The 24,869-nt window shown below is 31.1% G+C and carries 25 protein-coding genes, 1 tRNA gene, 1 other RNA gene and 1 pseudogene; 9 read left to right on the top strand and 19 right to left on the bottom strand.

Annotated elements, in window-relative coordinates:
- The 8 genes from AJ889_RS09825 to AJ889_RS08655 all read right to left on the bottom strand — a co-directional run.
- Positions 1 to 568, bottom strand: a 568-nt coding sequence (locus AJ889_RS09825; RefSeq protein ID WP_261661009.1) for a DUF2920 family protein, incomplete at its 3' end; no start/stop codon positions are given.
- Positions 568 to 1,083, bottom strand: a complete 516-nt coding sequence (locus AJ889_RS08625) for a type II secretion system protein (protein WP_002799196.1) — start codon at positions 1,081 to 1,083, stop codon at positions 568 to 570. The genes AJ889_RS09825 and AJ889_RS08625, both read right to left, overlap by 1 nt.
- Positions 1,084 to 2,091 (bottom strand): tRNA (adenosine(37)-N6)-threonylcarbamoyltransferase complex transferase subunit TsaD, encoded by a 1,008-nt coding sequence (gene tsaD / locus AJ889_RS08630; protein WP_004316942.1) that lies wholly within the window; start codon positions 2,089 to 2,091, stop codon positions 1,084 to 1,086.
- On the bottom strand, positions 2,088 to 3,482 hold the full coding sequence (locus tag AJ889_RS08635) for a M99 family carboxypeptidase catalytic domain-containing protein (protein WP_052817872.1): 1,395 nt from the start codon (positions 3,480 to 3,482) through the stop codon (positions 2,088 to 2,090). Before AJ889_RS08635 ends, tsaD begins: the two co-directional genes overlap by 4 nt.
- A gap of 1 nt (position 3,483) precedes the next feature.
- Positions 3,484 to 4,554 (bottom strand): 1-deoxy-D-xylulose-5-phosphate reductoisomerase, encoded by a 1,071-nt coding sequence (gene dxr / locus AJ889_RS08640; RefSeq protein WP_002860792.1) that lies wholly within the window; start codon positions 4,552 to 4,554, stop codon positions 3,484 to 3,486.
- Positions 4,551 to 5,276: a phosphatidate cytidylyltransferase gene (locus tag AJ889_RS08645; RefSeq protein WP_002875974.1), complete on the bottom strand. Its 726-nt coding sequence runs from the start codon at positions 5,274 to 5,276 to the stop codon at positions 4,551 to 4,553. The genes dxr and AJ889_RS08645 overlap by 4 nt, the downstream gene beginning before the upstream one ends.
- A gap of 8 nt (positions 5,277 to 5,284) precedes the next feature.
- The gene (locus AJ889_RS08650) at positions 5,285 to 5,623 is read right to left on the bottom strand and encodes a hypothetical protein (protein ID WP_002934880.1); all 339 of its coding nucleotides are present in this window, start codon (positions 5,621 to 5,623) and stop codon (positions 5,285 to 5,287) included.
- A 1-nt stretch (position 5,624) separates the two neighbouring features.
- Positions 5,625 to 6,932 (bottom strand): NFACT family protein, encoded by a 1,308-nt coding sequence (locus AJ889_RS08655; RefSeq protein ID WP_002860790.1) that lies wholly within the window; start codon positions 6,930 to 6,932, stop codon positions 5,625 to 5,627.
- 61 nt (positions 6,933 to 6,993) lie between these two features.
- On the opposite strand from AJ889_RS08655, the gene AJ889_RS08660 reads away from it, so the two are divergent.
- The 6 genes from AJ889_RS08660 to ceuB all read left to right on the top strand — a co-directional run bounded on the left by AJ889_RS08660 (position 6,994) and on the right by ceuB (position 12,297).
- A complete protein-coding gene (locus AJ889_RS08660; RefSeq protein ID WP_002867312.1) occupies positions 6,994 to 7,569 on the top strand; it encodes a molybdenum cofactor guanylyltransferase in 576 nt (191 codons plus the stop codon).
- Complete coding sequence (locus AJ889_RS08665) at positions 7,566 to 8,555, top strand: phospholipase A (RefSeq protein WP_002864239.1); 990 nt, start codon at positions 7,566 to 7,568, stop codon at positions 8,553 to 8,555. The genes AJ889_RS08660 and AJ889_RS08665 overlap by 4 nt, the downstream gene beginning before the upstream one ends.
- Positions 8,556 to 8,640: 85 nt before the next feature.
- Complete coding sequence (locus tag AJ889_RS08670; RefSeq protein WP_050457999.1) at positions 8,641 to 9,609, top strand: ABC transporter permease; 969 nt, start codon at positions 8,641 to 8,643, stop codon at positions 9,607 to 9,609.
- Positions 9,602 to 10,540, top strand: coding sequence for an iron chelate uptake ABC transporter family permease subunit (locus AJ889_RS08675; protein ID WP_002884174.1), 939 nt, complete (start codon positions 9,602 to 9,604; stop codon positions 10,538 to 10,540). Before AJ889_RS08670 ends, AJ889_RS08675 begins: the two co-directional genes overlap by 8 nt.
- Positions 10,537 to 11,292, top strand: a complete 756-nt coding sequence (locus tag AJ889_RS08680; protein ID WP_002867308.1) for an ABC transporter ATP-binding protein — start codon at positions 10,537 to 10,539, stop codon at positions 11,290 to 11,292. The genes AJ889_RS08675 and AJ889_RS08680 overlap by 4 nt, the downstream gene beginning before the upstream one ends.
- Positions 11,293 to 11,304: 12 nt before the next feature.
- Positions 11,305 to 12,297: an enterochelin ABC transporter substrate-binding protein CeuB gene (gene ceuB, locus AJ889_RS08685; protein WP_002867307.1), complete on the top strand. Its 993-nt coding sequence runs from the start codon at positions 11,305 to 11,307 to the stop codon at positions 12,295 to 12,297.
- Positions 12,298 to 12,369: 72 nt separating this feature from the next.
- Here ceuB and AJ889_RS08690 read toward each other — a convergent pair.
- From AJ889_RS08690 to nrfH, 4 genes are all read right to left on the bottom strand, one after another.
- Positions 12,370 to 12,459, bottom strand: a tRNA-Ser gene (locus AJ889_RS08690).
- A gap of 63 nt (positions 12,460 to 12,522) precedes the next feature.
- The gene (locus tag AJ889_RS08695) at positions 12,523 to 13,077 is read right to left on the bottom strand and encodes a membrane protein (RefSeq protein ID WP_002884169.1); all 555 of its coding nucleotides are present in this window, start codon (positions 13,075 to 13,077) and stop codon (positions 12,523 to 12,525) included.
- 135 nt (positions 13,078 to 13,212) lie between these two features.
- Complete coding sequence (locus tag AJ889_RS08700) at positions 13,213 to 15,045, bottom strand: ammonia-forming cytochrome c nitrite reductase subunit c552 (RefSeq protein WP_002867305.1); 1,833 nt, start codon at positions 15,043 to 15,045, stop codon at positions 13,213 to 13,215.
- 14 nt (positions 15,046 to 15,059) lie between these two features.
- Positions 15,060 to 15,575 (bottom strand): cytochrome c nitrite reductase small subunit, encoded by a 516-nt coding sequence (nrfH, locus tag AJ889_RS08705; protein ID WP_010891930.1) that lies wholly within the window; start codon positions 15,573 to 15,575, stop codon positions 15,060 to 15,062.
- 188 nt (positions 15,576 to 15,763) lie between these two features.
- Here nrfH and AJ889_RS08710 point away from each other — a divergent pair, with 188 nt between their 5' ends.
- A complete protein-coding gene (locus tag AJ889_RS08710) occupies positions 15,764 to 17,848 on the top strand; it encodes an RNA degradosome polyphosphate kinase (RefSeq protein ID WP_002934883.1) in 2,085 nt (694 codons plus the stop codon).
- 142 nt (positions 17,849 to 17,990) lie between these two features.
- Here the strand turns inward: AJ889_RS08710 and AJ889_RS09880 are convergent, their stop codons facing one another.
- The 6 genes and pseudogenes from AJ889_RS09880 to AJ889_RS08735 all read right to left on the bottom strand — a co-directional run bounded on the left by AJ889_RS09880 (position 17,991) and on the right by AJ889_RS08735 (position 21,265).
- Positions 17,991 to 18,299 (bottom strand): hypothetical protein, encoded by a 309-nt coding sequence (locus AJ889_RS09880; protein WP_269468188.1) that lies wholly within the window; start codon positions 18,297 to 18,299, stop codon positions 17,991 to 17,993.
- Positions 18,274 to 18,963, bottom strand: a pseudogene (locus AJ889_RS09885) (autotransporter outer membrane beta-barrel domain-containing protein). The gene AJ889_RS09880 and the pseudogene AJ889_RS09885 overlap by 26 nt, the downstream one beginning before the upstream one ends.
- Positions 18,964 to 19,152: 189 nt before the next feature.
- Complete coding sequence (locus tag AJ889_RS09890) at positions 19,153 to 19,854, bottom strand: hypothetical protein (RefSeq protein ID WP_002902430.1); 702 nt, start codon at positions 19,852 to 19,854, stop codon at positions 19,153 to 19,155.
- Positions 19,823 to 20,290 (bottom strand): hypothetical protein, encoded by a 468-nt coding sequence (locus tag AJ889_RS09895; RefSeq protein ID WP_002860417.1) that lies wholly within the window; start codon positions 20,288 to 20,290, stop codon positions 19,823 to 19,825. The genes AJ889_RS09890 and AJ889_RS09895 overlap by 32 nt, the downstream gene beginning before the upstream one ends.
- A 205-nt stretch (positions 20,291 to 20,495) precedes the next feature.
- Positions 20,496 to 20,854, bottom strand: a transfer-messenger RNA (tmRNA) gene (gene ssrA / locus AJ889_RS08730).
- Positions 20,855 to 21,265 carry a hypothetical protein gene (locus tag AJ889_RS08735; RefSeq protein ID WP_002783915.1) on the bottom strand — a complete coding sequence of 137 codons (411 nt, stop codon included), beginning with the start codon at positions 21,263 to 21,265 and terminating at the stop codon, positions 20,855 to 20,857.
- Between the two features lie 90 nt (positions 21,266 to 21,355).
- Here AJ889_RS08735 and ruvB point away from each other — a divergent pair, with 90 nt between their 5' ends.
- Both ruvB and AJ889_RS08745 read left to right on the top strand, forming a co-directional pair.
- Positions 21,356 to 22,363 carry a Holliday junction branch migration DNA helicase RuvB gene (ruvB, locus tag AJ889_RS08740; protein ID WP_002859650.1) on the top strand — a complete coding sequence of 336 codons (1,008 nt, stop codon included), beginning with the start codon at positions 21,356 to 21,358 and terminating at the stop codon, positions 22,361 to 22,363.
- 3 nt (positions 22,364 to 22,366) lie between these two features.
- The gene (locus tag AJ889_RS08745) at positions 22,367 to 23,410 is read left to right on the top strand and encodes an AI-2E family transporter (protein WP_002859651.1); all 1,044 of its coding nucleotides are present in this window, start codon (positions 22,367 to 22,369) and stop codon (positions 23,408 to 23,410) included.
- Between the two features lie 29 nt (positions 23,411 to 23,439).
- Here AJ889_RS08745 and fumC read toward each other — a convergent pair whose 3' ends face one another.
- On the bottom strand, positions 23,440 to 24,831 hold the full coding sequence (fumC, locus tag AJ889_RS08750) for a class II fumarate hydratase (protein ID WP_002859652.1): 1,392 nt from the start codon (positions 24,829 to 24,831) through the stop codon (positions 23,440 to 23,442).
- Positions 24,832 to 24,869: the final 38 nt, after the last annotated feature.

A 24,869-nucleotide genomic window follows, 5' to 3' on the forward strand; every position in this document is an offset into this window, starting at 1 on the left:
CCCCCCCCATAGTATCAAAAGGAGCATGTTTTTTAAGATAAAGTGCGACATTTAAAAGATCTTGAGCTTGCATGATCCCAAAATTTTGATATTCGTTTTTTGTTGGCTGCAAACTTAGATGAATGCTTAATTTAAAATTTGGATTAATTAATTTTTGGTTTTTTTGTTCTTCTAAGATGTGATCAACTTCTTTGAGTGTTGAGCTTAATTCTTCTAAAGAATTTAACTTATCTAAATCAACTTGTATATTTAAAGCTTCACAACTTGTTTTTAAAATAAGTTTGTCTATATCATCCATAAAAAAGCTTGATCCAGTTTGCGGGCGATTTCCTATACAATGATAATTCACACTAGCTACAGCTGCATTATACTCACCAGCCACAAATTCAGCCAAGTGTTCACGGTAATTTTCATCCGCATCTCCACCAAGCCCAGGGATGATAAACACTAAAGCTTTTATTTCTTTTTCATCATCAAAACAAAGCTTAAATTCAAGCTTTGATTCTCTTTTTATACCAAGTTCTACATCATCACAAGAGTCGATCTCATAAGTTTTACTCACTATCATTACATTCCCCCTATTAAAAGATAAGTTTTACTCGCTAGGTTTTTAAAATTTTCATTCTTACTTAAAATCACACAAGCTTTATTACTAGAAGAGCTTGTAAAGTCTATATTTTCTAAATCTTCATGGCTTTGATTGGCTGCGTTGATGATAGCATTTTTACTTGCTTCATTGCTTGAAATTCCCATGAGTATAAAATCAGCTTTATTTATAAAAACAAGTTTTAAGCATTCTTTATCATCACCTACGCGAAAATTTACTTCTTTTATACCGTTAAAATTACTAAGATCAACATTTTCAACCCCGCTTACATTACTCATCGTTTTTATAGAGCTTAAATGATCATTTTTTAAAGTATAAATGCTTATATCGTTGATCAAAGTTTTAAGGTTATTTAAAGACTTACTAACTTCAGCTTCATCCTTACTTGAACTCATTTTTGGTAAAGCAATAGCAGCTAAAATTCCTAAAATAACAATCACAAAAACAAGTTCTAATATGGTAAAAGCTTTTTTCATTTATATCCTTGAAAAATTTTTATTTTTAGGGCTTAAAATATCTTCTTCTATGCTTACAAATTCCTTTTTTTCATAAGCATCAACCGCAGCTCTTGCTATCATCAAAGCATTATCAGAGCAGAATTTTAAAGGAGCTAGTTTTAAATTTGCATTATATTTTTGACATAAATTTTGCAAACGCGAACGCAAGTTAAGATTTGCACTAGCTCCACCTACAACGCCAAAATTTTTAAATTTATAAAGATTAAAAATTTTTTCTAATTTATCCATGATATGATCACAAGCTGTATTTTCAAAGGCATAAGCTATTTCTGCTTTTGTGTCTTCATTTAAATTTTCATGCTTTAAAATTTCCAAACGCACTGCATTTTTAAGCCCTGAAAAACTGAAAGCAAGTTCTTTAGAATACTTTAAAGGTATATTAAAAGAGATATTTTTAAGTTTGGCGTTTTTTGCTAAATTTTCTATGATGACCCCACCAGGATAACCTAAATTCATCATTTTAGCCACTTTATCAAAACTTTCTCCAAAGCTATCATCATTTGTACTTGCTAAAAGCTCTAAGCTTGCATCATCTTTAAGATAAAGCACCATGGTATGCCCACCACTAACAAGCAAAATTCCCATATCTAAAGAAATTTTTTCTTCCAAAAAAAGACTATAAATATGACCTTTAAGATGATTTATAGGGATTAAGGGTAAATTTAGAGCACTTGCTAAGGTTTTTGCCATAGAAATTCCACTGAGCAAAGAAACACTAAGTCCAGGTTCATTTGTCACAGCTATGGCACAAAGATTTTTAAAATACTCTTTACATTGCTTAAGTATCTTTGGTAAAGCCTCGCTATGAAGTCTTGCAGCAAGTTCAGGTACCACTCCCCCATAGATACTATGATCTAATTCTTGGGAAATTTTTTTATGAAATTTACATTCTAAGGTGTTTTTATCAATGATAGCTATAGAACTATCATCACAAGAACTTTCTATAGCTAGGATAAGATTTTTCATTCAAATTCCACTAAAATAGAACCTAAGAATTTATCTTTTGATCTTGCCATTTTAAGAGTGTTTAAATCCAAATTTTTAGCATTTTTGATCAACTTGCTATTGGTATTTGCTTCTAAAAGTTGTTGCAAATTCGCCCCTCTTAACTCATAAAATTCCACTCTATAAATTTTACCTGCCATATCTAAAGAATATTGTGTTTGCATATTTTTTTTATGAACTAAAATACCACTTTCATCTTTTGAGTGATCAAAGCCTATGATATTTACGCGCACATTAGCTATCTTTGGAATAAGAAAATTCTCTTTTACTTTTACCTTGGTTCCAAAAGGAACTGTGGTTTCATTGCCATCAACTTGAAAAGTCACTTCATTAAAAGCATCGCTAAATTCTAAATACTCAGGATATAATCTTGTTTGAAAACGATTGCCATATTGGATATAAAAAGAATTTCCTTCTGCGATAACAGCCGTAAGTTCATTGCTTGTGTTATAATTTAACTCTTTATTTACCGGAAAAGGCACATAGTTGATAATCTTTCTTGGATTTTTTAAAGAAAGTAAAATTCTATCATTAAAAAGCTTTACTTTAAGCTCTCGGTTTATGGCTTTATCAACCCCTTGTGGAGTGAGTTCAAAATCTCTGCTAAATTCAATTCCTGCGGTTTTTAAATAATTTTCAATTGCCAAAAGATGATAATAAGCTCTTAAATTTACAGGCAGATTTTTACTTGCTTCATTTGCAAAAGCGGCTTTGTGATTTGAAATCACAAAATAAGTTAAAGCTTTAAGCATTTCCGTATCGCCAAGCTCTTGGGTTTTGGTGTTTTTAAGATGATAAGCATGCTTTGGATCAGCAAGTGAAGAATTGACACTATTTACGGTTTGAGTGGCGATATTTTCAAGATCAGGGTATTTGCTTGCATTGATTTCACTTGTGTCAATCACGCTTGAATTTCCCCAACGCTTAGGATTTTGCATCGCATCGATATAAGTAGGTTTATAAAAACCCCAACCATCGTGAAGATTGATCACCATACTAACTTCAGGAAGTAAAATAAGCTCTTTAATGCGTTGTACGGTTTTATAATCAGGATCCTTTGGGCTAATGCTTGCAAATTTACGGTTTAAATCCCCATTATTCCCACGCGAACGCTTGATAATGCTATCAAAAGCTAAATTTGGAGCCACTATAATCTTACCCTTGGTGATATTATAATCACTCAAAAGCAAACTTGCCGCATGAAATCCACCAGGCTCATCACCTTGAATTCCACCAAAAATTAAAACTGTATTATTATCATCTAGACTTTTTCCATTTTCTCCTACGCTAAAGTCTAGCTCTAAAGCAAAAATGCTTGTTATAAAAAATAAAATTGTTAAAAAAAATTTCATTTTAACTCCTTAAATACTCTCTTGTTTTAAAATCATACTCAAAAACTTCTTCTATGCTTGAAATTTTAGGTACTCCAAAATGATCAAGAGCTTTAAAAATGCATTTAGCAATGTCTAAAAATCCACTTTTATTTTCTAAAAAATTATAAACACCAACTTCATTAGCAGCATTGATGATAACACCTAAATTTGGCTCTTTTAAAAATGTATTTTTAAGCTTAAAAATAGGATATTTTTTTGTGCTGATTGGATGAAATTTTAAAGCAGGCATTTTACTAAAATCAACAGCCTCTAAAATAGGCGTATCTTGTTTTTCAAATATAGCATCTGAAATAGCTAGTTTCATATCTGCTTTTGAAAAATACGCCGTGCTAGCTCCATTTTTAAATTCACACATTGCATGCACTAAAGATCTTGGTTCTATTAAAGCATCAATTTCTTTAAAATCATATAAATGATAAGCCTCTATAATCTCAAAAAGCTTATTTGCCATAGTCGCACTATCTATAGTGATCTTTGCTCCCATGTTCCAATTAGGATGTTTTAAAGCATCTTTGACACTGACTTGATTTAAATCTTTGATTTTATACTTATAAAAAGCTCCGCCGCTTGCTGTGATATAAAGTTTTGCTATATTTTTTTTACCTTCGAGTAAAAATTTTAAAGCTGCATGCTCACTATCAACGGGTAAAAATTTAGCCCCTTTCAAAAAACTCCCAGCTACTACAAGACTTTCTTTGTTAGCTAAAGCTATGTTTTTGCCAAGCTCTTTAGCCTTTAAAGTGCTTTTAAGTCCTGCAAAACCTACAATGGCATTGAGTAAAAGCTTATCTTGACATTCTGTTAAAATTTGCTCTAAACCTTCTTGCCCTATAAAAACTCTATCGTGTTTAACTAAATGCTTATTTTTTGAATCTTTTATGGCAACAAATTTGGGTTTAAACCTTGCGATTTGCTCATTTAAAAGAGCGATGTTATCCCCACAAGCTAAAGCAGAAATACGAATGTTTTTTAAAGCAGCAAGTTTAAGAGCGTTTACTCCTATGCTGCCCGTGCTTCCAAAAAGTATCATAAAAGAGTAACCATCACAAAAGCAGCAATGATCACCGCATCGATCCTATCGAGCACGCCCCCATGACCAGGGATAAGATCTCCACTATCTTTTACACCTGCTTCTCTTTTAAAATAACTCTCAAGCAAATCTCCAATCACTGCAAAAATCGCTACAAAAAACGAACAAAGCAAAGAAAGCCAAAAACTATAAACAAAAACTCCCAAAATAGTTCCAATAACACTCGCACAAATCAAGCCACCTATAACACCTTCTAAGGTTTTGTTTGGACTTGTTAGAGAAAAAGGAGTTTTACCCATAAGTTTTCCGATAAAATACGCCCCACTATCACAAGCTGCAACGATAATGATAAGCCAAAAAAGTGCAAACATACCCTGATCTAAATACACTTGCCAAAGTGCTAAAATAGGCAAACTAGGATAAATATAAATAAGAGCTGGTTTTAAGGAAGCCTTTTTATAAACCAAATATCCAACGACTAATAACAAAGCTAAAATCCCAAAAAGCAAAGCTTTATGCGATAAACTTCCCAAAATAAAAGCTATAGCCAAAGGGATAATAGAGATATTTTCTAAAGCAAAAAGTTTTTTTGCTTCACTAAAAGATAGATACAATAAAACCGCAAAAACGATAAAATTGATAAAAAATTGATCAATCAACGCGATAATAATAATAGCCCCTATCATCACAAGAGCTGAAATAATTCTAGTTGTATTAAACATATTTTTCCTTATATACTAATATCTAAGCGATGAATGCTTTGTGCGTCTTTAAAATTTGGATCTTTAGACTCATCTTCTTCATTTTTCTCATCATCGCTGGTTTTAGCTTCTTGATTGTGTTTTTTCTTTTTTTCTTCTTGTTCGGCTTTTTCTTTGATCTCTTCTTTGATTTCATGAGTCTCATTGACTTTTTCAAGCTTGTTCAAAGTTTTTTCTTTTTCATTAAATTCAGCCATATTTAGCGTAGCTGCAAAACCTTCTTTTGCAAGCTCATTGCTTGCTTGTATAGCTGGATAAGCCATATTCTGATTTATATAATTGATATTTCCTAAAGGGCTAACTGGCATTTTAATCCTTTGTGATATTAATACTTTTAAAATTTGTATAATTTACAAACGCCTTTTGCTGAACCTTAACAAAATTTTTTAAAGTATAATCGACCCAATACGAACCTTTCTTTAACTTAGAAAAGCTTACACAAAGCCTTGCAGCAAATTCTATCACATCGAGGCTGATTTTTTGCTTGTTTGATACAATCAAAGTATGTGCGCTAGGAATATCCCTTACATGAAGCCACAAATCATCTTTTTTAGCATTTTTAAGTAAAAATTCATTGCCTTTTTCATTTTTACCCACGCAAATTTTAAACTCGTTAAAATAAAAATTTGCCACAAGATCTTCTTGTTTATGATCTTGATTTTTTTTGCTATTTTTTTTAGGTAGTAAAATTTCAAGCTCTATCTCACTCTTAGCTTGAAGCAATAATTCTTTCAAACTCAAGGTAAAATCTAACTTTTCTTTTAAATTTTGTCTTTGTATGTTTAAATTTTTAGCTTTTTGTTCTAATTTTTTAGCATTTTTATAATATAAATTAGCGCTTTGCTTAGGATTAAATTCAAGCTTAAATTCAAGCTCTTTGCCTTCAAAATCATCAAGCTTAAATTCCCTTTCATAATCTTTTAAAACACTCAAATTTGCAAACAATACATCAGCCCTTTTTCTGTATTCTAAAGCTTTTAAGAGTAAAGAATTTTCTTCATCTAAACTAGAAAAAAGTTCTTGTAAATTTTGTATTTTTTTATCCACTTGTGCAAGTTTTAAATTTTTTATTTGTTTGATTTTACTCTCATAAATGCTTGTAAATTTGCGAGAAAAATAATCTGCAAAGTCTTTAATTTCCTTAAAATTTTCATCCATTTTATAAGGCTTTAAAGACTCTAAAATCACATTAGGTTTTACAACACGATAACTTTTATCAATGTGTCTTAAAGCCTCTATGATCAAATCTTTTTCATCTGTAAGAATAACATTGGTATTTTTACCCGTAAATTCAAAATAAATTTTGCTCTCATAGCTTTTATAAGCCTTATTAGCTTTTACACTAAAACATAAAATACGATTGCCTTCAAGGACTTTAACTTCCTTTATAAAAGCATTGCTAAAATACTTTTTAAGCATAAAATCAAAAGGTGCATTATAATTTTTTGCATTAAATTTAGCTGTATAAATCGCACTCATTGCACGAGTAAGATCAAAAATAAATCTTTCTCTATCAAAGCTTAATTCCAAAATATTGTCATTGATACGCTTGATAAAATCAATTTTTTTAAACCGAGAAAAAAAAGTTTGTAATTGTAAAAGTTCTGTGTATTTCATAAAAGAAATTATAAAATATTTTGGCGAATTTTGTGGTAGAATTACATTAAAAAGGAAATTTGTGCAGCTTAATGAGCTAAATTGCGTGATTTTATGTGGTGGTAAATCTAGCCGTATGGGACAAGATAAAAGCAAATTGATTCTTAAAAATCAAAATTTAACTCAATTTCAAGTAGATAAATTTTCTAAAATTTTTAAAAATGTCTATGTGAGTGCGAAAGAAGACAAATTTGAAAACCATTTTAGCTTGATAAAAGATTCTTTAGAATTTGAAGTTTACTCTCCTATGCTTGCGCTTTACTCTATACTTTCAAATTTTAAAAATGAATTTGTTTTTGTTTTAAGTGTAGATAGTCCTAAAGTAGGTGAAAATGAACTTTTAAAAATGCTTCCTTTTTTAGAACAAAACTATAAAATAATCATAGCAAAAACCCCTTTGCATAAACATCCCTTATGTGGCTTTTATCACAGCTCTTTAGCTCAAACTTGTAAAAATTTCTTAGAAAAAAATGAACAAAAAATAGGACTTTTATTTTCTGAGATTAAAACCAAATTTGTAGAATTTGAAGATGAAGATGCTTTTTTAAATCTTAATTTTTATGAAGAATATGAAAAATTTAAAAGCAAGTTAAAATGAGAAAAATTGCTTTATTTTTAAGCTTATGTGTTTTTATATGGGCTAGTGATTTACAACAAGCTTTAGAGTATGAAAAACAAGGCGATTATAAAAAAGCTATGGAAATTTACAAAAAACTCGCTTTAAAAAATTCATCTGTTTTGATTTCTCAAGAACAAAATAACTCAAGTCAAGCAACACAAACGCAAAATTCTATCACTATAAAAAAAGAAGAAAAACAAGACTTTTCTCGCTTAGCTTTGGCTAATTATCTTGGTGAAAATGAAAGCTTTAATCCCCTTGGCATTAGCTCTTATAAGATGAATTATTTTTTACCTTTTGCTTATAGTTTTAATTCTTTAGGAGTAAATAATAATAAGAGTGAGGCGAAATTCCAACTTAGTGTTAAAAAAAGACTTTTTGAAAATTTACTAGGACTAGATGAAAAATATTATATAGCCTATACTCAAACTTCTTGGTGGCAAATTTATGAGCATTCTTCTCCTTTTAGAGAAACCAACTATCAACCAGAATTTTTTATAGATCTTCCTTTATATCTTAAAGATTATGAATTTTTTAACAATCTACGCGTAGGTATATTGCATGAAAGCAATGGCAAGGGAGATGAGAATTTACAATCTCGCTCATGGAATAGAATTTATGTATCTACTGCTATTTTATATAATAAATTTTTATTTGTTCCACGCCTTTGGTATAGAATTCCTGAAAACAAAAAAGATGATGATAATCCTGCCATCTTGCATTATATGGGAAATTTTGATGTGAATTTAGCGTATTTAGGTGATGATTATTTTATCAATCTTATGCTAAGAAATAATCTTAAATTCCACAATAACAAAGGCGCTATACAAGTTGATCTAGGATATGATATTTTTAATAACGGAATTTATTGGTATTTACAATACTTTAATGGCTATGGAGAAAGCCTTATAGACTATAACAAACACTTGCAAAGACTTTCCACTGGATTTTTGATTTCTTACTAAAATATCCTTTGTAGTTTTATCATTTCTTAAAACAAATTTCATTACAATTTCATTTTTGATAATTATTATTACTATAAGGAAAGATTTGTTTTTTAAGCATATATTGAGTTTAAAAGTGCTTATAGCTTTACTTTTATTCTTTGGAATGATAAGTTTATTTATAGGAGTTATCAGTATCAATGTAAAAGATATTCTTAATCTTAACTCCACTCAACTAGAAATCATAACTCTCACAAGAATTCCTAGACTTATAGCAATTTTACTCACAGGAATGAGTCTTAGTATATGTGGGCTTATCATGCAACAACTCACGCAAAATAAATTCGTTTCCCCAACTACAGCAGGGACCATGGATTGTGCTAAATTTGGCATACTTATTTCTTTAATATTTTTTACTGGAGCGTCTTTTTTCACTCAAGCTATCATTGCTTCTATATTTGCACTTTTGGGTTCTTTTATATTTATCCAAATTTTAAGAAAAATCAAACTCAAAGATGTGATTTTTGTACCTTTGATAGGCTTGATGTTTGGAGGTATTATTAGTGCTATAACCACTTTTTTTGCCTATGCTTTAAATTATATACAAAATATCCAAGGTTGGCTACAAGGCAGTATGGCAAATGTTATGCAGGGAAATTATGAATTGCTCTACATTTCTTTACCACTTTTTATACTTGCTTATTTTTTAGCTCATAAAATCACCATAGTTGGCATGGGCGAAGATATAGCTTTAAATCTTGGAATTTCTTATAATGGGATATTATTTTTAGGCTTGATGATTGTAAGCATTATCACTAGCTTAGTGATTGTAAGCGTTGGAATTATCCCTTTTTTAGGGCTAATTATCCCAAATTTAGCAGCTCTTTATCTAGGTGATAATCTTAGAAAAAATCTTATCTATATAGCACTTTGTGGAGCTTTGTTTTTACTTGTTTGCGATATCATTTCAAGACTTGTCATCTTTCCTTTTGAAATGCCTTTAAGTATCACTACAGGTGTTTTAGGATCTTTAATCTTTATCTTTCTTTTGCTAAAAAGGAAAGCTTATGCGTAAAAAAATGCTGATTTTAAGCTTTTTAACACTTGGTATGATAGGGATTTTTATACTTGTGGATTTAAATGGCTTTGATGAGTATGCCTTAAAAAGTCGTTTTTTACAAATTGCAGCTATTATCATAGTAGCTATTTGTATCGCTGTTTCAACAGTAATCTTTCAAACTTTATGCAATAACAAAATTCTAACCCCTGCCATCATAGGATTAGATTCTTTATATATGTTACTTCAAAGTGCTCTTATCTTTTCTTTTGGTGCAGCTAATTTAAGTGTTTATAAAAACGATATCAATTTTTTAATCACTCTAGTTTGTATGGTGGTTTTTTCACTAGGACTTTATAAAATTTTATTTAGTAGCGATAGAAGTATTTATCTTATCATGCTTTTAGGCTTAGTTTTTGGGACACTTTTTAGCACTTTAAGCTCTTTTTTTGAAGTGCTAATCGACCCTGATGAATTCATGGTAATACAAGGAAGAATGTTTGCTAGTTTTGATAATATTGCTTTTGATGTTTTAATTCTTGCTTATATTATTAGCTTTTTAAGTTTTATATGGATTTTTCGCTATATGAAATTTTTAGATCCTTTAAATTTAGGCAAAGATTTAGCGATAAATTTAGGGATAAATTATCAAAAAATTTCAAAACAATTAATGATTATCATAGCTATTTTAACTTCTATTAGCACCGCACTTGTAGGTCCTATAACCTTTTTAGGGCTTTTGGTGGTAAATATCACTTATGAACTATTTAAAACTGCAAAGCATAGTATTTTGCTAAGCGCTTGTATACTTATTAGTATTTTGGCTTTACTTGGAGGGGTGTTTTTTGTCTCTAGAGTTTTTGATTATAATGCCACTATAAGCGTGGTTATTAATTTCTTAGGTGGGATATATTTTATCTATCTTGTATTAAAGGGTAATAAATTATGATTAAACTAAAAAATATCACCAAATTTTATGATAATAAAGTCATTATTTCAGATCTTAGCCTTGATTTTCATAAAGGCAAAATCACTTCTATAATAGGAGCCAATGGCGCTGGAAAATCCACTCTTTTAGCTCTAGCAAGTCGTTTGATAAAACCTAGTAGTGGAGAAATTTATATCGATGGAATGAATTTAAAAAATTATAAAGAGCAAATCTTAGCACAAAAAATTTCCATTCTCAAACAACAAAACAATATCAATTTAAGATTAAAAGTTGAAGAATTAGTCGCTTTTGGGCGTTTTCCGCATTCTCAAGGAAGACTTAATACAAACGATAAAATCAAAATCAATGAAGCTTTAGAATACATGGAACTTAACAACTTAAGAAATGAATTTTTAGATACATTAAGCGGGGGACAAAAGCAAAGAGTTTTTATAGCCATGATCATCGCTCAGGATACTGAATTTATAATGTTTGATGAACCTTTGAACAATCTTGATATGAAGCATAGCGTACAAATCATGCAACTAATGAAAAATTTAGTCAAAGACTTTAACAAAAGTATAGCTGTTGTATTACATGATATTAATTTTGCTTCGATTTATTCTGATGAAATCATAGCCTTAAAAGATGGGAAGCTTTTAAAACAAGGCTCAAAAGATGAAATCATCAATCAAGAAAATTTAAAACAAATTTATGATATGGATATACCCGTAAGTCAAATTAATGGTAAGAAAATTTGTATTTATTTTTAAAAAGGAGAAAATATGAAAAAATCTTTAGTTTTTGCATTTTTTGCATTTTTTTTAAGTCTAATCTTAACAGCTTGTAATTCAAACTCAAATGAAAACAACGCAAGTTCTACAACAAAAACCAACACTGCTACGGTGAAAGTTTTGCCTATTAGTATGAGCGATGAGGGTGATAGTTTTTTAGTGAAGGATAGTCTAGGAGAAAATAAAATCCCTAAAAATCCTTCTAAGGTAGTGATCTTAGATCTTGGAATTTTAGATACTTTTGATGCTTTAAAATTAAATGATAAAGTCGTTGGCGTTCCTGCTAAAAATTTACCAAAATACCTACAACAATTTAAAAACAAACCTAGTGTAGGTGGAGTACAACAAGTTGATTTTGAAGCCATTGATGCTTTAAAACCTGATCTTATCATCATTTCTGGACGCCAAAGTAAATTTTATGATAAGTTAAAAGAAATAGCTCCAACTTTATTTGTAGGTCTTGATAATGCAAATTTTTTAAGCTCTTTTGAAAACAATGTCTTAAGCGTTGCAAAACTTTATGGTTTAGAAAAAGAAGCTTTAGAAAAAATTTCAGATATTAAAAATGAAATTGAAAAAGCCAAAAGTATAGTTGATGAAGATAAAAAAGCTCTTATCATTCTTACAAATTCTAACAAAATTTCAGCCTTTGGTCCTCAATCTCGCTTTGGGATTATTCACGATGTTTTAGGGATTAATGCAGTAGATGAGAATATAAAAGTAGGCACACACGGAAAAAGTATCAACTCTGAATTTATATTAGAAAAAAATCCTGATTATATTTTTGTTGTTGATAGAAATGTCATCGTAGGCAACAAAGAACGCGCTCAAGGCATACTCGATAATGTGCTTGTCGCTAAAACCAAAGCAGCACAAAACAAAAAAATCATCTATCTTGATCCAGAATACTGGTATTTAGCAAGTGGAAATGGACTAGAGTCTTTAAAAACTATGATTTTAGAAATCAAAAACGCTGTAAAATAATATAACTTCGCAAGGGCTAGTCTCTTGCTTCGATACTTAATAAAATACTTGGGATTTTCAAGAAATTTTTAGTGGCGGACAGAGAGGGATTTGAACCCTCGAGACCCGTTAAGATCTGCACCCTTAGCAGGGGTGTGGTTTCAGCCACTCACCCATCTGTCCAATAAAGTAAAGTGTAATTATACAAAAAAATAAATAATACCTAGCTTAAAAAGCTAGGAAAAATCAAAGGCTAAGATAAGCCAAAAGCAAAGTTACAACAACCCCTACTCCAAGAACTGCAAATTGCTTACTTCTATCTTTTTTATTTGCAAACAAAGTAATCATAAGCCCTGAAATATAAAGCATAAATAAAGTAATACCAAAGCCTACACTAAGCACAGAAAAATACCAAGCACCCTTATCTTTATGAAGCATAATCATATCGCCAAGTAAAGATCTTGTTTTTAAGGTAATATTGTATTCATTAGTAGATTTTTGAGTTATATTAGCACTATAATGAGTTCCACCTATTGTTATACCTTTATCTTTACTTTTAATGATATCTGTATTAGATGGTACTTTTAAACCATTTGTTTTTAAAAACTCTATTAAAGCTTCTCTTTCTTTACCACTTTCTATAACTTTTGACAATTGATACTGCTCAACTTTTAAGCCCACATCTTGATTAATACCAAAAATATACGCTATACCCGTTAAAGCAAAAAGCAAAGCACAAGGCAAAAAGAACAAACTAAGATAGATATGAACCTGTCTAAACAATTTATTTTTATTGATCATTTTAACTCCTTTTTGATTATCAAAATTTGTGATATTTTGACAAAACAAAGTGAAGCAAAAGTGAATTTTAAATAAAAAGTTTATATTTTTTAAAACAAAGAAAAGAAAAAGCCCTATGATTATAGGGCTTAAGAATTATTTTTTATCAATCACTTGATAATTATAAGGAGCAAGCTCTTTATCATGCTCTAAAAGTTCTTTTGGAGGATTGCCATTAACATCTTTTTCATCTGCATAGTAACGCTCTCCAGCTTTATGATTATTAACATCTACTTTATAATAAAGCTCTCCTGGATTAAATTTTTGAATATCTTCAAAACCTAAATTTGAAGTTTTAAAATCTTTAATTCCATTTGCCGCTGCAATTTCTACAAGTTTAGTTTGTCCCATTCTTGCCATATCAACAGCTTGCAATAACATTCTTGAAGCTTCGCGAGGATTATGAAAACCAGTTGAGTTTTCAGCATTAACAAAATCTGCTCTCATTTGAGCTTTACGATGAAGTTCTAAAACTTCTTTTAGCTCTTCGCTAATTTTTTTCGCATCAGCTTTTCCATCGCTTTGGAATTTTTCCATATTGCCTAGTTCATCACGTAGTTTTTTAGTATCCATAATCAAACTAACAATTGCATACTCTGCCGTTCTTTGATCATGCGCAACGCTATTTTGTATGTCAAGCACTTGAGCTTTTAAATAATCTTCGCTTTGTTTATGACAAGACTTGCAAGCAGAGTTAATATCTCTTAAAGGAGAGGTGATATTGTGTTGAGTAACCTTTTTAGCCCCTTCTCTAACATAAGGCATATGACAATCCACGCAACTTACTCCATTTGCAGCATGCACACCGCCACTATAAAGTTCACTTTCTGGGTGTTGAATTTTAATAATTTGTGCCCCTGTTAATTTATGAGTAAAATCAGCTCCAAATACTCCACGAACTTTATCATAATAATCATCTAACATTTCAATTCTAAATGGTTGCCCTTTTTTCCACTCACTCCAAGGAAAAGTTAAAACTATACCATCGGTTTCAATCTCTTTAGCTTTATTACCATCTCTCCAAAATTCATACTCATCATAATTTTTCTGAGTTCCATTCCACCATTTTTTAGAACTATCATCTACAATAGTTTCACCCATTACTTTTACTTTTTCCCCTGTTGGTTTAAAATAGTATTCAACATGGCATTGAGAGCAAACTAAAGTTCTCATTTCTTCTCTTGTAGCTTTTACACCTTGCACTGGATCTTTTTCATATCCTCTAGAAACTAAAGCATTAATAGCTGCTGGACGAGTAAGTCTTAAACTCATATCATTTGGATTGTGACAATCTGCACAAGTTACACCCATTCTTTTACCACCATGTGGACCTGCATGTTCAGGTGAATTTTCCACTATACCATCAACGGCTGGGATATTTTTAATCATAGTCCAATAATTTGTAGAGTTAAAAGCAGTAAAATCTCCTTTAGCAACATTTTTTATAAGCCATGGAGTCCATCCACTATGACAATTCATACAAGCTGCGGGCTGGCCTTTAAAAGCAGCAAGGCCGTGAGCATTAAGAAAATCTTTGTTGTTTCTTGCTGTTTTCATTTGATCTACTTGAACCCAAAAATGCCCTCTTTCTTCATTGAAATCAAGACTAAAAGGATATCCTGCCCAAAGTATGGTTAATTGAGGAAAGCGAATTAATTTTGAATAAGCTAAATTACCACCAAATTCAGTAGCTTTAGGCTCTTCTTTTTCAACTGTTAAATACATTTTTAGCTGCTCTGGAAAAACCTTACCCCATTTTTCAAAATTTGGATCATCATCACTAAGCAAAGAAAAATCAGCATTTGCTGCAATGGCATTTTTATTTGCTTCATCTTCTTTTTTTTGATTGATATCATTATTTAGCCATAAAACTCCCGCTATAAGTAAAACCAAAACAACAATACCCAAGCGTAAAATATTTTTTTTCATTCATCTTCTCCTTATTAAATTCCGTGTTTATGTCCAACATCTTTATGACAAGAAGCACAATTTAATGACTTGTCTGCATGTGGATTTGTTGTAGCATTGATAGCTGTTTGAGCAAAATCTGCATGACAGCGTATGCAGTTTTCTTGCACCATTTTTCTGCTTTTTTCAGTCGCACTCAAATTTGTAGGCAACTCATCAAGTTTAAAAGTAAAAGCATAAGCATGTCCTAAACCACTTTGCGCTTTAGCTATCCACTTAGCTACAAAATTATGTGGCAAATGACAATCCACACAAGTTGCTCTTGGTTCGCCTTTGACTTTTTGAGAGTGTGGTCCTGCCATGTATTCGTTATAAACTTCATTCATAATATGGCAGTTATTACAAGATTCACTTGCATTGCTTAAATAAGATGTGCCCTTAGCGTTATAAAAAGTATAAAACCCAACCGCAAAGAAAACAAAAAGCAAAACAAGAAAAATAGTAAAAAGATTCGAAGTTTTCTTCAAAATTTTCCTCCTTAAAATTATCATTTCTTAAAATCTTCAATGAAACAACAATGTCACAGAATTTCCCAGAAATAAATTTTTTAATTTTAACATAGATGAATTTAATATAATTTTAAAGATATATTTACTCTTAATTAACCTAAAAAAATTTAAAACTTTTATTCAATAATTTCAAAATAAATGATAAAATACAACTAAAAAAGGAAAAATTAATGCAAACAAGTCCTGATATGTTTATCAATCGCGAACTTTCTTGGCTTCGCTTTAATTCTCGTGTTTTAGACCAATGTTCTAAAAATTTACCCTTGTTAGAAAAATTAAAATTTATAGCTATATATTGCACTAATTTAGATGAATTTTATATGATACGCGTCGCAGGCTTAAAACAACTTTTTTCAGCTGGAGTTAATGCGAGCAGTAGCGATGAAATGACCCCGTTACAACAATTAAAAGCCATACGCAAATACTTACATCAAGAAAAAGAGCTTTTGGAGCGTTATTTTAATGAAATCACAAGTGAATTAGAAAAAGAAAATCTTTTCATAAAACATTATGAAAATTTAGATGAAAATTTAAAACAAAAATGTGATGAGTATTTTTTCTCCAATATTTTTCCTGTTATTGTTCCAATAGCTGTTGATGCTACTCACCCTTTTCCGCATTTAAACAACTTATCTTTTTCACTAGCGGTTAAAATTTGCGATAAAGCGCATCCTGAACTTGTAAAATTTGGAATGATTAGAATTCCGAGAGTTTTACCTCGTTTTTATGAAGTAAGTGCAAATATTTATGTTCCTATAGAAAGTATAGTCCATCAACACGCAGAAGAAATTTTTCCAGGCTATAAACTCTTAGCTTCAGCAGCATTTAGAGTGACTAGAAATGCAGATATGGTAATAGAAGAGGAAGAAGCTGATGATTTTATGATGATTTTAGAACAAGGCTTAAAACTTCGCAGAAAAGGAGCTTTTGTAAGATTGCAAATTCAAAAAGATGCAGATGAGCAAATCGTAGAATTTCTTAATACTCACATGAAAATTTTTCATAAAGATGTTTATGAATATTCTATTTTACTCAATCTCCCTAGCCTTTGGCAAATCGCAGGAAATAAAACCTTTACGCATCTTTTAAGCCCACTTTACACGCCTAAAACTTTACCACCTTTTGATGAAAATTTATCTATTTTTGACGCTGTAGAAAAAGAAGATATACTCATCATACAACCTTTTGAAAGTTTTGATCCAGTTTATAAATTTATCAAAGAAGCAAGCAAAGATCCTGAAGTAATTTCCATAAGAATGACACTTTATAGAGTCGAAAAAAATTCCAATATAGTTCAAGCTTTAATTGATGCTGCAAATGATGGAAAACAAGTAACTGTGATGGTAGAATTAAAAGCACGCTTTGATGAAGAAAATAATCTTCATTGGGCGAAAGCTTTAGAAAATGCCGGAGCTCATGTTATTTATGGCATTACAGGTTTTAAAGTCCACGCTAAGGTTTCTCAAGTCATACGCAAACAAGGAGATAAACTTAAATTTTATATGCATTTAAGCACAGGAAATTATAATGCAAGCAGTGCTAAAATTTATACTGATGTGAGTTATTTTACAAGCAAAGCAGAATTTGCAAGAGATACGACAAGCTTTTTCCACATCTTATCGGGCTTTAGTAAAAATCGTCGCCTTCAAACTCTTTCAATGAGCCCAAATCAAATCAAAGAAAAAGTTTTAGAAATGATACGCATTGAAACAAGCAAGAAAAATGAAGGTGTGATTGTAGCTAAAATGAATTCTCTTGTGGATAGTGATATCATACAAGCGCTTTATGAAGCAAGTATGGAAGGAGTGCAAATCGATCTTATCATACGCGGAATTTGTTGCTTAAAACCTGATGAAGAATACAGCAAAAACATACGCGTTAGAAGCATCATAGGAAAATACTTAGAACATGCTAGAGTATTTTATTTTAAACATAGTGAGCCAAATTATTTTATATCGAGTGCAGATTGGATGCCAAGAAATTTAGAACGCCGTTTAGAACTTATGACTCCTATATATGATGAAAGAAGCAAAGCTAAATTAGCTCAATTTTTACGCTTGCAACTTAGTGATAATGTTTTAGCTTATAAGCTTAAAAATAATGGAGAATATGAAAAAATTCCTTCTTCTGAAAAAATCATAGATTCTCAACAAACCTTAGAAGAATATGTAAGTAAAATTTATAAAACACTTAAAAAAGATACAGATCAAAGTCGTGCAACGCACTTAGCTTCCAAACTTTTCAAAGAAAACTAAAAGTTTTTAGGGTTTTTTACTCTAAAGACTTATTTACTTGTTTGTTATAAAAAAGGGCTTTAAGATAAAGCCCTAGGAGATTTCCCATAGAAATAAACAATTATTTCTAAACTATAAAAAGATTTAGAAATGATTTTTAAGATTAAAATTTATACTTAAGTCCTACTTGACCACTTAAGTAAGTTTCATTTTTATTATCTACTTTACCTGCTAGTATTTGTTTAGCACCAAAGCCAAGATTCATACTGAATTGATTTGTAAAATCTACATTACCCCCTACGATAATTTGTCCGTATGTTTTTTTCTTGTTGTTAGCTTCTACACTAGTAAAGAAAGCATTATTTACAGCTAGGTTAGCTGTGTAATCATCACCACTATTGATAACAAATTGTTCTATTTTTGGAGTTACAAAAATATAAGAGTTTTCATTCATAAATATAAGAGTTTTCATTCATATATTTTCTAAATTCAGCACCCACTTCAATACTTACAGAATTGTTTTTCATAGAATCAATATCTTTAGCAATAGCACCATTTTCTGTATGAGATGGAGTATAACTAAAATAATAATTTACTCCCGCAAAAGGTTTAATAAATAAAGTATTATCACTAAAGTCAAACACACGACCTGCATTAGCACTAAGTCCTAAGAATTTACTTGTATAATCTGAGTTATATGCACCATCTATTTGAACATTGTCTTGTTAAGTTGGAGAAACTTGAGCATAAGCTTTAAGATTAAGTTCCCATTGTGGAGCTATATTGATAGTAGAATACATACCTAATTGGAAGTTATCACTTTTTTGTTCTAGATTATTGTCTTTGATTTTAGCATTTGCATAAGTAAAATAAACACCCCATAAAACATCATCATTAGCTTGTTTATCTACACCTATAGTAGCACCATACATTGCACCACTATCTCCATCGATAATGTTAGCACCACCAAAAGCATTAGCCCAAACACTATTGGTATATTCATTTACATAGTTTGGTCTCATATCGCTATCTAAAGCAGCAAATTTAAGGCCATTCATTTTAGAAGCATAAGTTCCAAAAGGATTGTTTAACATTGCTACACGAGAACCTATAGAAACATCATTAGAAATATTCATAGTGGTATTTACTGCACTAGAAGCTGAATTTAGATTAGATACAGATTTACCTGTATTGTCTGTATCTTTTTTGATATCTAAAGCTAGTTTTACACCTTCTCTACTTGCTAAATCTGCTCCTATACTTCCTAATTGTTCTGTGATAGAACGAAGTGCTAGGATAGAAGCTTTATCATTAGAGTTAAGATTTCAATTTGAATTTTTATTTACTAAATCAATGTATTTTTCATCATCGATTTTACCGCCGTTTTTCTCAGCTTCTTCTAACATTGTTTGAAGTTCAGTTTTTTGTTTTTCAAGAGCTTCTTTGGCTTTTGCCCATTCTTCATCTTGATCGGAATCAAATTCATTTTCAAGCAATTTATCGATAGTATCTATATCTACTTGAAGTTGAACTAGCTTATCTTTAGCCGCTGCAGTAGCACCTCCATTGATCACTAAGCATTTATTGCCACCGCAGTTTTGAACGCTAAGTTTATAATCTACTAAGCCTTTTTCTCCATCGCCGTATTTATCTTCATCGCTAATATCTATTATAGTTCCTGCTTCCAAAGGATCTTTGCCTTGAACATCTGTTGAGATATAATCACTTGCGAATTTTAAAAGTAATGCACCCGCGTTATTATTTGATTTTTCTTCTAAGATATCTTTGTTAAAATCTTTAGCTTGAACTATTACTACATTATTTGCTTCTAAGTCTGTATAAGAGCGTTTCATAAGTCCAAAATTTGAATTTGTAAGATTTGCAGCTCCATTTACCTTAACAAAATTTCCATAAGTAGCAAAAAGAGTTTTATCGGCAGTAAAATTTCCATTTATAGTTAAACTACCATTAGCACTTTTTCCTTCAACTGTTCCATTATAAAGAATTATACCCGAGCCTTTTTTCATCCTCGGTAATGGCTTCATCTAATGAACTAGTCATAGTTAAATCTCCATTAATCACCGAAGGTGCAAAAGCTTGTAAAACTATATCTGTTGTTTTAACCTCTTTAGCAGTAGCGTTTAGATTTGTTACATAAGCAGGATGTTCGCTATTATTGTGTTTAAAGCTTAAAGTATTGTTTTTGCCGATACCAATGTTAAATCGATAATCAGCGCTATCATAATCATCGTTTGGTAAATCCCAAACACTCATTTTGATACTTAAATCTTGCCCTTTGTAATTATCAGGATTTTTGAGATTGATATCCTTACCATTTTCTTCAAAATAATTTCCTATATCTGAAGACTCTGTAAGATTGATTTCTTGCGCAAAAGCACCTGAATAAAGCAAAGTTGCTACACCTAAGCTTAGCAATATCTTGCTCGAAGCATTTTTCTTCATAAGTTTCTCCTTCAATAAATTTAAACTGAAGGAAAATTATACCCCCCCCCCTAAAAATAAGCTTAAAAATAAAACTATAAATTTTTAATGAAAAATTATAAAACCTAATATATCAAAGTTTTAAGGGTAATAAATCGATCTTAACTTCATATAAAAAATTCTAAAAATTTGAAATAAACTTATGATTTACTTAAAATTAGCGTGATGGTGGAAGCGAGGGGAATCGAACCCCTGTCCAAAAATAATCCCACAAAGACCTCTACATGCTTAGCAAAGATGACTACTTCACCCTACTTCGCTCATCTTCCAAAACTCAAAAGCAAGGCTAAGACTTTATTTCACCTCAACGCTTGTCAAACGCAAGGCTACACTATCAAAGATGACCGAAAATTAAGCTAGATAGTATGACTTAAATTTCAGGCTCAACTGAACTTACGCAGCTTTAGCGTAAGCAGGAGCGAATTTAACGTTGTTTGCGTTTAATTTTATTTGGGCTTTTTACGCTTTGCCCAAAGCGACATGCCATCTAAGCAGACTTACTCCTGTCGAAGCCAAGTCGCTCCCTTATTTAGAAATAATATTTGGAACATTAACAATTAAAGGATTAAAAACCGCTAAAACAGAATCATCATTTTCATATGAACGACAATATTTTTCAAACTGATCACTCATCAAAAGCATCCAATCCGTAAATTCATCACTAGCAGGCCCATTAAAGCGATTTGCTTGCGCCATCATCTCTTCACAAAATACACAAAAATCAGTCACTTCTTCAAGATTTAAGCGTCTTGCTGCCCAAGCGGTATTGTGTGCTAAAGTTTCAAGCTCTTTTATGGCTTCTTTATAACGCACGCTATCGCTTCCAAGCTTGATGATTAAAGGTTCAAACCTATCGCACATGGTTCTAAAAAATTGTAAAAATTTTTCTATATCGTCAATTTCATAATCTAATTCTAATTTTGTTAAAATTCCCATTTTTAAACCATAATCATTAAAGTTTAATATAAATTCTAGCAAATTTTAGCTAAAATCTTATTTTAATTTTTCCAAAATATAAGCAAAGATATGGATAGAATAGTAGAAATAGAAAAATACTCCTTTGATGAAACTTACGAAACTTCGTTGCGTCCTTCAAATTTTGATGGTTATATAGGTCAAGAAAGCATTAAAAAAAATTTAAATATCTTTATAGCTGCAGCCAAAAAACGCAATGAATGTTTAGATCATATACTTTTTAGTGGTCCTGCAGGACTTGGAAAAACAACACTAGCTAATATCATCTCCTATGAAATGGGTGCAAATATCAAAACAACCGCCGCTCCTATGATAGAAAAAAGCGGAGATTTAGCCGCTATTTTAACCAATCTTAGCGAAGGAGATATACTTTTTATCGATGAAATTCATCGCTTAAGTCCTGCTATCGAAGAAGTGCTTTACCCTGCAATGGAGGATTACCGCCTTGATATTATCATAGGTAGTGGTCCAGCTGCTCAAACCATAAAAATCGATTTACCAAAATTTACTCTTATAGGGGCTACAACGCGTGCAGGTATGCTTAGCAATCCTTTACGTGATCGTTTTGGTATGCAATTTAGATTAGAATTTTACAAAGATAGCGAACTTGCCCTAATCTTGCAAAAAGCAGCTTTAAAACTTAATAAAACTTGCGAAGAAAAAGCCGCACTTGAGATCGCTAAAAGAAGTCGTTCAACTCCTAGAATAGCTCTAAGGCTTTTAAAAAGAGTTAGAGATTTTGCCGATGTTAATGATGAAGAGATTATCACAGAAAAAAGAGCTAATGAGGCCTTAAATTCTTTAGGAGTTAATGAGCTTGGTTTTGATGCGATGGATTTAAGATATCTTGAACTTTTAACCGCTGCCAAACAAAAACCTATCGGACTTGCAAGTATTGCTGCGGCTTTAAGTGAAGATGAAAATACCATAGAAGATGTAATCGAGCCTTATTTACTAGCTAATGGCTATATAGAACGCACTGCAAAAGGGCGTATAGCAAGTGCAAAAAGTTATAGTGCTTTAAAACTAAACTATGAAAAAACTTTATTTGAGGAGTAAATTTTGCAAAATGGAAAATTCTTTCTTATAAGCTTTATTTTAGTTATTTTATTTCTTTTACTTTACCTTTTTAAAGGTTTTTTACTTGTAATTATCATAGCTAGTTTAATGGCGGTAGCTACCTCAAACATCAATGCAAAATTTTTAAATCTTACTAAAGGACATAAATTTTTAGCTTCCATTCTTACAACAGCTTGTATGGTTTTGCTTTTCTTTGCACCTTTTGTTTATGCTATGATAGAACTTGCCAAAGCTTTAAAGAATTTTGATATTAATTTAGTTACACAAACACTTGATTATGTCAAAAACTATCAATTCACCTTGCCTGAAAGCTTTAATTTTTTAGAACCTAAAATTAAAGAATTTTTAGCTTCTATAGATTTAAATAGTATTTCTAAACAAATTCTAAGTTATGCTTCAAGTTTTACAAAATCAGGAGCTAAATTTCTTATAGATATGGTTTTAATTTGTGTGTTTTATTTCTTTGCAAATCTATATGGAACAGAACTTGTTATCTATCTTAAATCCATCATTCCTATTGATAAAAAAGAACTCGATGATGTTTTAAGCGAAGTGGGTAATGTTATGGCTGTTGTGCTTTACTCTATGGTAATTGTAGCAATATTTCAAGGTGCACTTTTTGGTTTAATCACAATATTTTATGGTTATGATGGAATTTTAATGGGAGTAATTTTTGCTGTAAGTTCTCTCATACCTGCTATAGGAGGAGCTTTAATTTATGTGCCTGTAAGTCTTTATGAATTTGCCTCAAACAATCTTAACTCAGCTCTTGTTATTTTTATTTATTCTGTAATTGTAATTTCTTTTATAGCAGATACTTTAATCAAACCTTTAATCATCAAATGGATCAACAAAAAACTTGTAAAAACTCCCACTAAAATCAACGAACTTTTAATTTTCTTGGCCATGATAGCAGGAATTTCAACCTTTGGTTTTTGGGGTATTATACTAGGTCCTGCGATTTTAACTTTTTTTGTATCAACTTTAAGAATGTATGTGATTTTAAAAGATAAGAATTTAATTTAACTTGCCTTAAAAAAGGCAAGTTTTATGTTCTAGGCTTTTGGGCCTATCATTTTAGTAGGATCAACAAATTTATTGAAATCTTCTTCGCTAACCAAACCAAGCTCCATTGCGCTTTCTTTTAAAGAAATACCTTTTTTATGGGCATTTTTGGCTACTTTAGCAGCGTTTTCATAACCTATGTATGGGTTTAGAGCGGTAACTAGCATTAAAGAATTATGAAGATTATGATCGATTTTTGCACGATTTGGTTCTATGCCTACAGCACAATGGATATTGAATGAATGCATAGAATCAGCTAACAAATCAAGACTTTGCAAGAAATTATAAATAATCACAGGCTTAAACACATTAAGTTCAAAATTTCCTTGACTTGCTGCAAATCCGATAGCTGCATCATTTCCCATCACTTGTACAGCAACCATAGTAACAGCTTCACACTGGGTAGGATTTACCTTACCTGGCATAATCGAACTTCCTGGCTCATTTTCAGGGATGATAAGCTCACCAAGACCGCATCTTGGGCCTGAAGCTAACCATCTTATATCATTTGCAATTTTCATTAAATTTGCAGCCAAACCCTTCATAGCTCCATGAGTAAAATTGATCGCATCATGACTTGTTAAAGCATGAAATTTATTTGGACTTGAAACAAATTTCGTACCTATAAGTTGAGTTAGCTCTTCACTTACTTTTTGGCTTAATTCTGGATGCGCATTAAGCCCTGTTCCTACTGCGGTTCCTCCTATGGCAAGTTCTCTTAAAGTTGGTAAAGAAGCGATGATTTGCTCTTTTGAATGCAAAAGCATAGAAAGATATCCACTAAATTCTTGTGCTAGAGTAAGTGGAGTAGCATCTTGTAAATGCGTGCGTCCTATCTTGATAATACTATCAAATTCTTTTACTTTTTTTTCAAAAGTTGCAATAAGCTCATCAAGCGCAGGGATAAGCTTTTTCTCTACTTGCTCAACCGCAACGATACTCATAGCTGTTGGAAAAGTATCATTTGAACTTTGACTCATATTAACATGATCATTTGGATGTACAAGCTTTTCTTTGCGAAAATCCCCGCCCATGATTTCAGTGGCACGATTTGCAATAACTTCATTCATATTCATATTGCTTTGTGTGCCTGAACCTGTTTGCCAAATCGCAAGTGGAAAATTATCATCAAATTTACCTGCGATAATCTCATCGCAAGCTTGAACTATAGCATTTTTCTTAGCATCATCAAGTTTGCCAAGTTTGTTATTGACCAAAGCTAAAGATTTTTTAAGATTTGCAAAAGCATAGATTAAAACCTTTGGCATTTTCTCGCAACCGATTTTGAAATTTTCAAAACTTCTTTCAGTTTGAGCTCCCCAATATTTGTCATTTGGGACCTTAACTTCACCCATGGTATCATGTTCAACTCTGTATTCCATAATTTTTTCCTTTGATTAAAATTTTATTTATTATAAGC

It is taken from the genome of Campylobacter sp. BCW_6468 (genome assembly GCF_001762865.1).
GTDB classification, from domain to species: Bacteria; Campylobacterota; Campylobacteria; order Campylobacterales; family Campylobacteraceae; genus Campylobacter_D; species Campylobacter_D jejuni.